12 protein-coding genes are annotated in these 12,381 nt (G+C 71.3%); 3 read left to right on the top strand and 9 right to left on the bottom strand.

The genetic code is table 11. The features are described from left to right. Positions 1-8: 8 nt before the first annotated feature. A complete protein-coding gene (locus tag VFW71_05350) occupies positions 9-641 on the top strand; it encodes a hypothetical protein (protein HEU5002190.1) in 633 nt (210 codons plus the stop codon). Between the two features lie 57 nt (positions 642-698). Here VFW71_05350 and hypB read toward each other — a convergent pair whose 3' ends face one another. The 5 genes from hypB to VFW71_05375 form a co-directional block, all read right to left on the bottom strand. Then, positions 699-1,466, bottom strand: a complete 768-nt coding sequence (hypB, locus tag VFW71_05355; protein HEU5002191.1) for a hydrogenase nickel incorporation protein HypB — start codon at positions 1,464-1,466, stop codon at positions 699-701. 2 nt (positions 1,467-1,468) lie between these two features. Continuing rightward, on the bottom strand, positions 1,469-1,801 hold the full coding sequence (gene hypA / locus VFW71_05360) for a hydrogenase maturation nickel metallochaperone HypA (GenBank protein ID HEU5002192.1): 333 nt from the start codon (positions 1,799-1,801) through the stop codon (positions 1,469-1,471). 2 nt (positions 1,802-1,803) lie between these two features. Then, positions 1,804-2,964 carry a hypothetical protein gene (locus tag VFW71_05365; GenBank protein ID HEU5002193.1) on the bottom strand — a complete coding sequence of 387 codons (1,161 nt, stop codon included), beginning with the start codon at positions 2,962-2,964 and terminating at the stop codon, positions 1,804-1,806. A 28-nt stretch (positions 2,965-2,992) separates the two neighbouring features. Then, complete coding sequence (locus VFW71_05370; GenBank protein HEU5002194.1) at positions 2,993-3,298, bottom strand: hypothetical protein; 306 nt, start codon at positions 3,296-3,298, stop codon at positions 2,993-2,995. 111 nt (positions 3,299-3,409) lie between these two features. Further along, complete coding sequence (locus VFW71_05375; GenBank protein ID HEU5002195.1) at positions 3,410-4,264, bottom strand: hypothetical protein; 855 nt, start codon at positions 4,262-4,264, stop codon at positions 3,410-3,412. A 96-nt stretch (positions 4,265-4,360) separates the two neighbouring features. Here VFW71_05375 and VFW71_05380 point away from each other — a divergent pair, with 96 nt between their 5' ends. Beyond that, positions 4,361-5,551 carry a VIT1/CCC1 transporter family protein gene (locus VFW71_05380; protein HEU5002196.1) on the top strand — a complete coding sequence of 397 codons (1,191 nt, stop codon included), beginning with the start codon at positions 4,361-4,363 and terminating at the stop codon, positions 5,549-5,551. 37 nt (positions 5,552-5,588) lie between these two features. Here the strand turns inward: VFW71_05380 and VFW71_05385 are convergent, their stop codons facing one another. After that, positions 5,589-5,981, bottom strand: coding sequence for a MauE/DoxX family redox-associated membrane protein (locus VFW71_05385; GenBank protein HEU5002197.1), 393 nt, complete (start codon positions 5,979-5,981; stop codon positions 5,589-5,591). Positions 5,982-6,070: 89 nt separating this feature from the next. Between VFW71_05385 and VFW71_05390 the strand changes: the two genes are divergently transcribed. Next, entirely contained in the window at positions 6,071-6,277 is a 207-nt protein-coding gene (locus VFW71_05390; protein ID HEU5002198.1) for a hypothetical protein, read from the top strand. An 83-nt stretch (positions 6,278-6,360) separates the two neighbouring features. On the opposite strand, the gene VFW71_05395 is transcribed toward VFW71_05390, so the two are convergent. From VFW71_05395 to VFW71_05405, 3 genes are all read right to left on the bottom strand, one after another. Further along, positions 6,361-7,545, bottom strand: a complete 1,185-nt coding sequence (locus VFW71_05395; GenBank protein ID HEU5002199.1) for a S8 family serine peptidase — start codon at positions 7,543-7,545, stop codon at positions 6,361-6,363. A 230-nt stretch (positions 7,546-7,775) separates the two neighbouring features. Further along, positions 7,776-9,887, bottom strand: coding sequence for a fibronectin type III domain-containing protein (locus VFW71_05400; protein HEU5002200.1), 2,112 nt, complete (start codon positions 9,885-9,887; stop codon positions 7,776-7,778). 159 nt (positions 9,888-10,046) lie between these two features. Continuing rightward, on the bottom strand, positions 10,047-12,284 hold the full coding sequence (locus tag VFW71_05405) for an IPT/TIG domain-containing protein (GenBank protein ID HEU5002201.1): 2,238 nt from the start codon (positions 12,282-12,284) through the stop codon (positions 10,047-10,049). Between the last annotated feature and the right edge of the window lie 97 nt (positions 12,285-12,381).

Genomic DNA, 12,381 nt, shown 5'->3' on the forward strand with positions numbered 1-12,381 from the left:
TCGAGTCCATGACTCGTTCTGCCGGTGCCCGTTTCGCGGCCGGGCTCCTCGTGGCGCTCCTTGGCCTGGCCGGCTGCTCGGACACGAAGTCCCCCGGGGCCAGTAGCACCACGCCGGCGAGCGCCCCGGCGCCGCCCGGTCCCCTGGTGACCATCACGACGTCGCCGCCCACGGTCGGGAGCCCGGCCCCCAGCCCGGCCCCGACTCCAACCGGCGTTGCTATCGCCAAGGTGGCCCCCAGCCACGCCACCCCGGCGGGCGCCAACGCCGGATTCCTGGACGCCAGCATCAACGGTGACTTCGACACCGCCTGCTCGTACGCCCTGCCGAGCGAGCAGGCGAACTGCCAGACCGTCCTCCCCAAGGGCCAGAACACAACCGTGCAGAACGGGCCGCTCACCCTCGGGAACGTCTTCACCAGCGGCAACCAGGCGTTGGTGACCCTGATCGGCACGATCTGCGCCCCGGGCGTCGGCTGCGTGACCAACACCAACCCCAGCACCGGCCTCCCGGCCAACACCGCCGGCTTCCCCGCCGCCTACCAGGACGCCCTGTCGAACTTCAACCTCACCCAGCCGTGCGAGCAGTCCGGCGGCCAGTGGTACGTGGACCTGGGCGGCGACCAGGGCGTGACGGTCTAGGTCAACGTCACGCACGTCACCGTCAAGGACCGGCGGGCGGCGGGCCGGCCTTACCCCTCAGCGCTGAGCGCGCAGCCAGTCGTACCAGCCCTCCAGGCCGTCGCCCCGGGTGGCCGACACCGACACCACCTCCAGTTTCGGGTTGATCTGGCGGGCGTAGGTGATGCACTGCTCGACGTCGAAGTTCACGTAGGGCACCAGGTCCACCTTGTTGATCACCATCAGCTCCCCCGCCCGGAACATCTGCGGGTACTTGAGCGGCTTGTCGTGGCCCTCGGTCACCGACATGATCACCACCTTGGCCCGCTCCCCCAGGTCGAACAGGGCCGGGCACACGAGATTGCCGACGTTCTCGATCAGCAGGACGGAGCGGTCCTCGGGGGCAAGGACGGACAGGCTTCGGGACACCATGCCGGCATCCAGGTGGCAGCCCGAGCCGGTGTTGATCTGGACCACGCGGGCGCCCGCCGCCTTGATCCGGTTGGCGTCCAAGAGCGTCTCCTGGTCGCCCTCGACGACGGCGAGCGGGAACTCGCCGGACAGGTCCCGGATCGTGCGCTCCAGCAGCGTGGTCTTGCCCGAGCCCGGGGAGCTCATCAGGTTGACGACCAGCATCCCCCGCTCCCGGAACCAGGACCGGTTCTGGTCCGCCAGGGCGTCGTTCTTGGCCAGGATCGCCTGCTCCAAGACGATGGTGCGCCCGGTGGGGTCGGCGTGGACGTGCGGGGCCGCCTCGCCATCGTGGTGGTGGTGGGTGTGTCCCGCGGCGTCCCCGAAGCCGGTGACCACCGCGTCCTCGCTCCCGCATCCGCACGTCGTGCACATGGCTACTCCGCCACCTCCACTTCCTTGATCTTGAGCTGCTCGCCGCCCAGGATCTCCAGGTCGGCGCTGCCACACTCGCACAGGGCGATCATGTCCTCCAGCTCCAGGTCGGCGCCGCACGTACGGCAGCGGGCCCGGCCGGGGATCTCGACGATCTCGAGCTTGGCGCCCTCCAGCGGGGTCCCCTCGCTGCACATCTCGAAGTAGAAGTACACCGATTCGGCCACCACGCCGGACAGCTTCCCGATCTCCAACGTCACCCGCTGGACGCCGCGCTCCCCCACCTTCTCGGTGACGGCGCTGATGACGCTCTCGGTGACCGACAGCTCGTGCACGGCTACTCCGGCTCGCCCAGGGAAGCTGGTGGCGTCACGGACCGGGAGCGCCGGGCGCTGGTGCCGCCGCCGAAGTTGCTGGGTGGCCGGGCGCCCCGGTTCATCGACCAGGTGACCGCCCCCAGGCGGCCCTCCTCGACCTCCTCGGCCCCCCGGTCGGCATAGTCCCGGGCGAGTATCGGCGCCGGGTCCATCCCCTGGTTCATCGCCCGGCACGGCTCCTGGTAGGCGCACCCCGGGCAGTGGGCGGGGCTGGGGTGCGGGTAGATGGGCAGGGTGGGCGACGTCATGTCCCGGGCCTCGGTGGCGATCTGCACACCGCAGGCGGCGAGCTCGGCCCGGGAGCGGGTGATCCGCGTCCGGCGGAAGGCATCGGTCCCCGAGACCGAAACCCGCTCGTCGGGCAGCTGGGCGGCCTGCATGTACAGGCGCCGGCGGCCGGACAGGCCCTCGGCGGCGGGACCTGACGCCACCGGCGATTCGCCCGGGGGAGGCACCGCCGCATCGAGGCGGAGCTCGTTGTAAATGGTCCCTGCGATCTGCATCCCGTAGTAGAAGATCTCCCAGGCCCAGCAGGCCCCCACGCCCCGCTCGTCAAGCAGCAGCTGGTCCAGCTCCTCCCAGCCGCCGTCCACGAGCCGGTGGTCGACGATCCAGTAGGCGTCGTAGGCGTCCACCACCAGCAGGTCAACCCGTCCCTTGTAGTGGATCGCCCCCCGCGGCCCGACCAGGTCGAAGCCCGGGGTGCCCGGCTCCGGGATGTTGGCGTCGAAGTCGGTGTCCACCCGCACCGGGGTGAAGGCGTCCGCCCCGGGTGCCCAGGAGAAGTAGTGCTCCAGCAGCCGCCGGCCCCGCTCCCGGTCCGCCTCCCAGGCGATCTCCTGCTCCGGGGCGACCCCGGCCCGGGCGGCATAGGAGTCCAGCTGCTTGCGCATGGACTTCTCGAAGCCCTCCATGGCGAAGCGCAGCACCAGGGAGCGGTCCCATTCCCACATCCCGGGGAAGTACCAGAGCGCCATGGCGTCGTGGACCGCCCGCTCCAGGTCGTAGACCTGGCGGGGCCGGAGCGGCTCGAGGTTCTGGCGCGAGCGCGAGCCCAGGTCCCACTGCCGCCGGCAGCGTTTGAACGACGGGCGTTCGTCCTCGCGGACCACGTCCTCCATCGCCTTGAGGCCCCCGCTCCCGCCCCGCTCAGTGCAGGTGCGGCCAGGGATCGTTGGGGTCCCACCGGCAGCGGTCGTAGCCGCCGGTCATGGACTCCAACTCCGCCAGCAGGTCGTCGAAGAAGGCGGGAACCTTGTCGGGCTGGTCCACCGGCCACTTGCCCGAGTAGTACATCCAGGCGTCCGGGAAGCCGCCGGGCTCCGGAGTGTCCACCTCGCCGCCCGGGTCGGTACGGGTCCAGTTGTAGTCCTCGCCGCGCCGCTCGATGTAGACGAGGTCACCCGCCTCGGGGCGGGCAGCCATGATGTCGTCGACGAGCTGGGCTCGGTTCACACGCGCATCCTCCCGGCGAAGATCCTGCCCTGCCAGCCTACCCCACGCACTCCCGCTGACGCCCCCCGGCGTGGGCGGCCACAGCGCGTTGCGGTCGATGTGCCTGCGCGCTCATGCTCCGCGCAGCTGGAACGCCACCCCCTGGGCGGTCTCGAAGGGCCCGGCCCGGAACTCCCAGCCCACCCGCGCCAGGCCGGCCACGCCCTCGTCGGTTGCGGTCACGCTCGTCAGCTTGCCGGCGGGCTGGCCGGCCACCAGCAGGTCCTCCCCGGGCGACACCGGCTCGCCGGTCTCCACACCCACCACGACGGTCCGCAACGGTCCGCCCGGCCCCGCCGCCAGCGCCTGCTCCCGCCCCGGGAACGGGCCCTTGGCGGAGTCCACGTAGGCACCGAGACCGGCCTCCGCCGGGAGGTCGCCCTCCACCGCGTCGATGCCCAGCCGGGCCCAGCCATTGTCGATCCGCCACGCCTCGAGGTCGTCGGGCGTGGCCAGCGTGAAGGCCTTGGAGAGCGACGTCACGAACCGGGGATGGTCCTCGGGCAGGCACGTGATGTCGGCGCCCGGGCCGAGGGCGGAGGGCGAGTAGAAGGCCGTGCCCCCGAGGTCGGGCGCCGCCGGGCGGGCGGGGAAGGCGAAGAGGCCGATGCGCGGGCTGCGGTCCTCGAGCTCGACGTCGGCGCTGCCGATTGCCAGGGCCAGGACGTCGACGACGTTGGTGGCCTGGACCGGGTCCTGCACCACCAGGAGGCTGGACCCGGGCACGGCAATGGTGACGTCGGCCAGCAGGCCCCCGGCGGCGTCCAGCAGGAGCGCGCGCTGCGAGCTGCCCGGGCGGAGGTGGTTGAGGTCCGTGGTGGTGAGCCCGTTCAGCCAGCGCACCGCGTCCACCCCGGTGACGGAGATCTTCCGCCACCCGGAGAGGTCGGCGAACGCCTTGGCCTTGGTCAGCGCCTCGAGGATCATGTCGGGCCATCATAAGCTGCGAGATATCCTCTACACGGGGAGGCGTCAGCGGCTTTTGGGAACCTTAGGAAAGAGATCCAGGCGAGGAGCGACTCGGTGAGCGAACGCGAGGGGCCCGACGGGCAGCCGCTGGTGCGCGCCACCCCCGAGGTGACCCGGCGGCTCCTGGACGCCTGGCGGGGCGAGATCGAAGCCCGGGCGGTGTACGAGGCATTGGCCGCCCGGGAGAAGGACGAGCGCCGGGCCAGCGTGCTCCGGCGGATGGCCGGCGGGGAGGCGGGCCACCTCGAGCGGGTGGAGAACCGGATGCGGGCCCTCAACATCCCCATCCCGGACCCCGCCCGCGTGCGGCTGTCCTCCTGGCAGCGCCTGCAGGTCCGGGTCGCCCCGGTCGAGCGGGTGCTCGCCGCCCGCGAGGCCGCCGAGAACGACGAGATCGTCACCGGCTACGGCGAGCCCACCGGCGACCCGGCCACCGACGAGCTCTTCGCATCGATCCGGCGCGACGAGCAGGCGCACGCCCGCCACATCGGGACCCTGTCCGGGGAACTCCCCCCTTCGCTCGGGGGCGGGACGAACCAGCCCAAGCGCCGGCTGGACCAGATCCTCGCCCGCGAGAGCTGGCACCAGCGCGGCTCCGGGTGGATCTCCGGGGCCATCTACGGTGCCAACGACGGCCTGGCGGCGGTCTTCGGCATTGTCTCGGGCGTCTCGGGCGCCACCGGCGGCTCGCACTTCGTGCTGACCGCCGGGCTGGCGGGCGCCCTTGCATCCGCCCTCTCGATGGCCACCGGGGCGTTCCTGGCCGAGCGCTCGATCGCCGAGGTCTCCGCGGCCAACGTCGAGCAGGAGCGCCGGGAGGTCGAGCAGAACCCCGACGAGGAGCGGGAGGAGGTCTCGCTCTACTACCAGCTGAAGGGTCTGAGCGAGGCGGACGCCAACGAGCTGGCGGGCAAGCTCGCCCGCAGTAAGGAGGGCCTCCTGCCCGTCCTCATCGCCGAGGAGCTGGGGGGCGCCCAGGGGGGCGAGAACCCCACGCAGGCGGCGCTGGCCGCCGGGCTCAGCACCGGGCTGGGGGCCATGGTGCCGGTGCTCCCCTTCTTCTGGCTCCACGGCATCACGGCGGTCATCTGGGCCGCCGTCGTCTCCCTGATCGCCCACTTTTTGGTGGGCGCCGCCAAGTCGCTGGTCACGCTGCGCACCTGGTGGTCGGCGGGCTTCGAGATGACGATGGCGGGCGTCATCGTGGGCGGTTGCACCTATGCGGCCGGGCTCCTGTTCCACTGACGCCGCCCGCCGCCGGGCGACCTCCCAGGCATCCGGCTCAGAGCCGGGCCAGCACCACCGCCGCCAGCGCCATCAGGAGTAGGTTCCGGCAGAGGGTCTTCCACCCGATGGTGGCGATGTGCAGGGAACCGAAGCACCGGCAGTCCGGCCGACGGCCCACTGCCATGTTCCAGCCGATGCCCAGGGCGAAGGCCCCGACCAGCCCCAGGGCGGCCCAGGCGGCCCACCAGGCCAGCGGGCCGATCAGCAGGGCCACCCCGATGGCCAGCTCCAGGCCGGGCAGCAGCGTGCCGATGGGGCGGGCGAGCGAGTAGGGCAGACCAAAGTCCACCACCTGCTGGCGGGAGTCGTCGAGATCCTGGAGCTTGCCGATGCCGGCGCCGGCCAGAACGATGGCGAGGAGGATCCGGCACACCAGCACGAGGGTCATGCGCACAGTTTGCCGCAGGCCCGGCCACGGTGCCCTTTCGCGTGCGGGGTAGGATCCCGGGGTTGAAGCCGCCCCCAACGGAGGTCCCGATGCCGACGGAGCACGATTTTGTGGAACGCATCCTCGAGGCATTCTCGTCGCTGCGCAGCCGAGCCGCCTTCGAGGTGATCCAGAACCAGTTCGAAGCCGGCGAGCTCACCTTCATCGTCGACCGGTACGGCATCCGGATCCACCTGGACCAGATCGACCCGGAACCGACGTCCGAGAGCGACACCCTCGAGGAGATGGACATGTAGCACGCGCCGGGGGCGCCGCCGAAGCGACGCCCCCGATCAACCCGAGGCAACCCGAGGCTCGCTGGGAAGCGGCCTGGATCCCGCTAGATCCCGAGTGCGTTGAGCAGTGCCACCAGCGGGTTCGGCGAGGAGGCTGCACCGGCGCCCGACGGGGCCGGTGTGGCAGGCCCGCCGACCGCCTTCGAAAGGTCGAGCAGCCCCGAGCACGCCTGCCCGCAGGCAACGCCCTTGTCCGCCGAGCTGAGGATCTGGGAGACCGCGCCACCCTGGGTGTAGCCCATCGAGAGCAGGTCGGCGACCGCCCCGGTCACGTGCGGGGTGGCCATCGAGGTGCCGGCCAGGGTGGTGTACTGGTTGGTCTTGCCGTTCACCCAGTAGGTCGACATGACGTCGTCTGCCTTGTTGCCGTCGTTGGCGCCACCGGGCGCCACCACTGCCCAGTTGTCGCTGGTGAGCTGGCTGGAGTAGTTGGCGACGGCGCCGGTGGGGCCGGTGGCGCCCACGATGAGGGCGGTGAGGGTCCCGTACGCGGCCGTGGCCCCCAGCAGCTGGCCGAGCAGCCCGCTCCCGACCCCGAACCCGGTGTTGCCGGCGGCCAGCACCGGGACCGCCCCGTGCTGCCAGGCGTAGTTGATGCCGTCCAGCAGTGGCTGCGACAGCCCGGTGGTGCCACCCAGGCCGAGCGGCAGGGTGCCGCCATCTCCAAGGCTGAGGTTGACCACCTGGGCGCCCTTGTTGACCACCCATTCGATGCCCGCCTCGACGTCGGCGTCGGCACCGGCGCCCGTGCCGTCCAGGGCCTTGGCCACCAGCAGCTTGGCGTCCGGGGCCACGCCCGCGATCCCGGTCCCGTTGTTGGTGTCGGCGGCGATGATGCCCGCCACGTGGGTGCCGTGCCCGTTGTCATCCTGGGCGCTGCCCGTGCACTTCGTCGGGTCGGCGTTGGCCCCGATGCAGTTGGTGGAGGCGACCACCTTGCCGGCCAGATCCTGGTGACCCAGGTCGATCCCGGTGTCGACGATGCCCACAGTCACGTTCTTGCCCGTGGCGAAGCTCCATGCGTTCGGCGCCCCGATCTGCTGCAACCCCCACTGCTGCGAGAACAGCGGATCGTTGACTGCGACTGCGGCGAGCGCCGACGGCGGGAGCGCCATGACCAAGCCGAAGACGCTGGCCAGGAGTGCGAGGGCTACCCGGAGCCCGGTGCTGGGTGAGAGACGGACCTGTGCGGCGACACCATGGTGCGCTACCTCGATGCTGTGACCCATCCGGTGCATTCGACCCCCTCAGCCTAGGCCTGAAACCAGCGGACGAATTCTAGCGTAGTTCTTCGGATTTGCGCGTTAGAATCTTCTAAGGGAAAGATGGTCGAGCACGGGTTAACTCCGTGCAACCGGCCGTTAGTCCAAACGAGGCGCCCGAACCCTGCCGACACCCGTGGGGGGGCTTGGGTCACCGGTCCTCCCGGTCCCCACCGCTCCCAACCGGTCTCACCGACTCATCCCGCGGCCCCCACGACCGGCCTGTTGAGCGGCCTGCCGCCCGCCGAGCCCTCGAATGAGGCGTCGCCGTAGTTGAAGATCCCGCCGTCGGAGGCCACCAGCCAGTACCCGGCGCCGTCCGGTGGCACGGCCAGGCCCACGATGGGCCGGTTCAGGTGGATGCTGCCGGCCGAGCCGAGGAACGGGGTCCCGTAGTTGAAGATCCCGCCGTCGGAGGCCACCAGCCAGTACCCAGCCCCTCCGGGGCCGGGAGCCATACCCACGATCGGTTGGTTGAGGTGGATCGCCCCGGCCGACCCGGCGAAGGCCGCGTCGCCGTAGTTGAAGATGCCCCCGTCGCTGGCGACGAGCCAGTACCCGCCGCCGCGGGGAACGGCCGCCATGCCCACGATCGGCTTGTTCAGGTGGATGGCGCCCGCCGAGCCGAAGAACCCGGCATCGCCGTAGTTGAAGATCCCCCCGTCGCTGGCCACCAGCCAGTAGCCCTGGTCGGGATTGCCTGCCGGGGGAGGCCCGCCCGAGGCGACCGGGGTCACGGCACTGGAGGGCGATGACGGCAGGCTGGTGCCCTGGCCGTTGCTGGCCGTGACCGTGAAGGTGTAGGCGGTGCCGTTGGCCAGGCCGGTGACCACGAGGCGGGTCGCCGACGGTCCCACGGTGACCGGCGCCAGCGCCGAAGTCCCGCCATGGGGCGTCACGGTGAAGGCAGTCAGGGCGCTGCCGCCGGTGTCCGCCGGCGGGGTCCAGGTGACGGAGGCGTAGCCGTTCCCCGCCTGGGCGGCCACGTTGGTGGGGGGCGCCGGGACCGCCACCGGGGTGGCCGGGTTGGACGTGGCCGCCGGGCTCGTGCCCAGGCTGTTCGAGGCCACCACCTCGAAGGTGTACGAGGTCCCGTTGGTGAGGCCGTTGATCACGGCCTGGAGGGTGGACCCGCTCACGGTCTGGCTGACCCCGGCCTGCGCCACCCCATTCACCATCGGGATGACGGTGTACGTGCGGGGAGGCCGGGTGGCGGAGGCGTTCCAGGACACCTGGACCGCCCTGTTGCCCGCCGTGGCCACGACCCCGGTGGGGGCGGCGGGCGGCGTGATGCAGTAGACGGTGCCGCGGTCGGGTGACCCTCCCGGGGTGACGAACGAGAAGTCGGCGCTTCCGGGGGCCAGCGTGAGCGCCAGGACGCCGGGCGTGCCCGACTCCTGGTACACCGCCGGGTGGCCGCTCTGGATGGAGTCGGAGGGCGCCCCGCCGGTGCCCACGACGAACTCGGTGAGGCCCTCGGGCAGGTCCGCGACCCCGCCGGTGTTCATCGGCACCAGGTGCTCGTAGTCATGGGCGTGGCCCCCGAGCACGATGGCGGCGTGGGCCTTGTACAGGTCGTTCCAGAACGCAGCGAACTCGGAGTCGTCGCCCAGGTTGGAGTTGGTGAACGCCGGGGTGTGCCAGTAGGCAAGGATGCAACTGTTGGCCGCCGCCGCCAGGCTCTGGCGCAGGAACGTCTCCTCGGCCGAGCCGGTGCCGCAGCCGCCGACCGCGGCGCACTCGCTGTCCAGTGCGATCACGGTCCAGGACCCGACGCTGTACGAGTACCAGTCGCTGCAACTGGTGGCGCGCGACCCGCAGTTCACGCTGCCGGTCTCGTTCGTGCCGGCGTTGGCGCCGCCCGGGAAGTCCCGGGAGAAGTACGAGAAGTAGGCCGGCTGCTGCTGGAGCGGGCCGCTGTCGGTCTCCGCCAGGTCGCCCCAGTCGTAGTACCCCGGCACCGGGCGGGCCACCGCGTTGTAGCCCGCCCAGCCGCTGTTGGCGTACTCCGACTGGTACATCGTGAGCGTGGTGCCGGTGCCCTGGAAGGCGTTCGAGTTCAGCCAGGCGGCGCCCGGGTAGCCCGACGGGTACTGCTCGTCACCCAGCAGTGCCAGGGCGCTGATCGATCCGAGCCCGCCCAGCAGGCCGGCGGTGGTGTCCTGGGCGCACGCGTTGTCGCAGGAGATGTCCCCCGCAGCCACCAGGAGCGGGCCGGAGGCCGCCCGGCCGGCGGCGCCCGGGACCTCGACTGCCGCCGGGGCCAGGAGCAGCCCGGCGCTCAGGAGTACTGCGAGGACGGCGGCCACCCCCGGCCGCCAACGACGGCCAGCGACCACGCCACACCGGGCCTCCACGCGCGCTGTCCCCCCCACCATCGCAGAACCTTCACCGCGCGGGCAGGAGGTTTCCAGCGCCCCGCCCGGCGCTCAGAGGTGATGATACCCAAGGAGGGACAGGGCGAAGCGTTAATTTGCGGAGAAGAGCGCCCCGATCGACGAGAATGTGGAGTTGCTGTCCTGGACGGCAGTCGGCGATATCGAGGCCGATACCGAGGGCTGGGCCACCACCTCGTTGGACCGCAGGTCGTTGCCGTACACGCAGCCCCAGGTGGAGCCGCTTCCGGCGTTGCCCGACACCGCCAAGTAGCCGAAGTAGCCCTCTGCGGTGGAACTCGGATTCAGGGTCGGGAGGGCCGGGCTCCTGCTGGAGCTGCCGTCGTCCACCTCTCCGGTCTTGTCGGCGGTCCACACCGTGGAGCTGCCCTTCGACGAGTGGAAGACCACGGCGTCCAGCGACTCGGCGCTCTCGGGGTCGCTCATCGTCTCGGTGGTGACGGGATTGAAGCTGACATTGACCGTACTGGAACCCGAACTCGTTGCCTCACCCCACCACAGCTCGATCTCGTGGACGCCGTCGTTGGTGAAGTACGAGTCGGCGTTGTGCCAGGAGGAGACGTGGCCGCCGGTGACCCCGCCGACCGAAAACGCCGTATCGGTGGCCCCCGGGAATTTGGTTTCAATCGCCAGCGCGACCAGATCACCGGAGACCGGACTCACATCGGCCTGGATCGACGTCGCGGCGGGCTGGTTGTTGGCATAGATGAAGTCACCGCTCTTCGTGATGGTGGCGGGTGCGGTGCTCGAGTAGGTGAAGTGGTCCGCCCCGCCGGTGGCGCTGGTACCCCCAGGCCCGGTGAGGGTGACGTCGACGGTCCCGTTCGATCCGGCCGGCGACTGGGCGAAGATCTGCGTGCTGGACTGGTCGAGGATCGTCCCGGGCACCGACCCGAACCTGACGCCGTTCACCCCGCTCAGGTTGCTGCCATTGATGGTCACGTAGGTGCCGCCGGCGGTCGAGGCCGTGGAGGGAGCGACCTTGGTGACCGAGGGCGGCGGCACCTGGTAGGTGAACTGGTCCGCCGTCGTGGACGAGCTGGTGCCGTGCGCCGTGGTCACGGTCACGTGCACCGTGCCCGCGCCCTCGACCGGTGAGGTGGCGACAATCTGGGTGCTGGTGTCGCTGGCGATCGTGCCCCCCGTGGTGCCGAACTTGACCGCGGTGGCCCCGGCCAGGTTCTGGCCGGAGATCGTGACTGAGGTGCCGCCGGTGGTCAGCCCGTGGGTCGGCGAGATCCCCGAGACGCTGGGCGCCCCGACGAAGTAGGTGAAACGGTCGGCGCTCCCGGTGCCACTGGTCCCGAACTGCGTGGAGACCGTGATGTCCACGCTGCCCGCTCCCTGCGCCGGGGCGGTGGCCACGATCTGGGAGTCGGCGTCCGAGACGATGGCACCCGCCACTGTCCCGAATCGGACCGCGGTGGCCCCGGCGAGGTGCTGGCCGGTGATGGTCACCGCGGTGCCCCCGGTGGTCGCCCCTCCGGTCGGGGCGACGGAGGTCACCACCGGTGGGACGGGCGGCGAACCCGCCGTTGAGCCGGTCCCGGCCCCTGCTGCGCCCACGATCGGAGCGGCGAGCGTCAGGGCTCCGGCGGATCCCTGGAAGCCGGCGTCGCCGTAGTTGAAGATCCCGCCGTCGCTGGCCACCAGCCAATAGCCGCCGCCGTCCGGGGTGGGGGCCATGCTGACGATCGGCCGGTTCAGGTGGACGGCGCCCGCCGAGCCGTAGAACGGCGTGGAGTAGTTGAAGATGCCACCGTCCGATGCCACCAGCCAGTAGCCCGAGCCGGCGCCGCCCGGGGCCATGCCGACGATGGGCTTGTTGAGATTGATCGCGCCCGCCGAGCCGAAGAACCCGGCGTCGCCGTAGTTGAAGATCCCACCGTCGGAGGCCACCAGCCAGTAGCCCCGGCCATCTGCGGTGGAAGCCATGCCCACGATGGGTTTGTTCAGGTGGATGCCGCCGGCCGAGCCGGAGAACCCGGCGTCGCCGTAGGTGAAGATCCCACCGTCGGAGGCCACCAGCCAGTAGCCGTTCCCATCGGCGGTGGCGGCAAGGCCCACCACGGGCTTGTTCAGGTGGATGGCGCCGGCGGAGCCGAAGAACCCGGCGTCGCCGTAGTTGAAGATCCCGCCGTCGGAGGCCACCAGCCAGTAGCCCTGGCCCGAGGCCGGCGCGGCCCCGGCGGCCGGATCGGCGGCGGGGGTGGTCACTGCGGCGGGAGCTGCCCCGGGCGCGGCGGCCCCGGCGGGGGCTGCCAGGCCGGCCATGCCGGCGGGCAGGAGGACGATGACGCTCGCAGCCAACGCACCCCGCGCCCTCCGCTCGCCCCGAAAGTACCCCGCCGCGCGCCTCAGCCTGCCCATCTCGCTCCTCCAGTCCTCGCGACCAGCCAACGCAGCC

It is taken from the genome of Actinomycetota bacterium, assembly GCA_035765775.1.
In the GTDB taxonomy this organism is placed as follows: domain Bacteria; phylum Actinomycetota; class CADDZG01; order JAHWKV01; family JAOPZY01; genus DASTWV01.

Excerpts from the sequence above, each read along its gene's own strand:
- VFW71_05350 (HEU5002190.1), top strand. The coding sequence starts at position 9 with ATGACTCGTTCTGCCGGTGCCCGTTTCGCGGCCGGGCTCCTCGTGGCG.
- hypB (HEU5002191.1), bottom strand. The coding sequence starts at position 1,466 with ATGTGCACGACGTGCGGATGCGGGAGCGAGGACGCGGTGGTCACCGGC.
- VFW71_05365 (HEU5002193.1), bottom strand. The coding sequence starts at position 2,964 with ATGGAGGACGTGGTCCGCGAGGACGAACGCCCGTCGTTCAAACGCTGC.
- VFW71_05375 (HEU5002195.1), bottom strand. The coding sequence starts at position 4,264 with ATGATCCTCGAGGCGCTGACCAAGGCCAAGGCGTTCGCCGACCTCTCC.
- VFW71_05385 (HEU5002197.1), bottom strand. The coding sequence starts at position 5,981 with ATGACCCTCGTGCTGGTGTGCCGGATCCTCCTCGCCATCGTTCTGGCC.
- VFW71_05390 (HEU5002198.1), top strand. The coding sequence starts at position 6,071 with ATGCCGACGGAGCACGATTTTGTGGAACGCATCCTCGAGGCATTCTCG.
- VFW71_05395 (HEU5002199.1), bottom strand. The coding sequence starts at position 7,545 with ATGGGTCACAGCATCGAGGTAGCGCACCATGGTGTCGCCGCACAGGTC.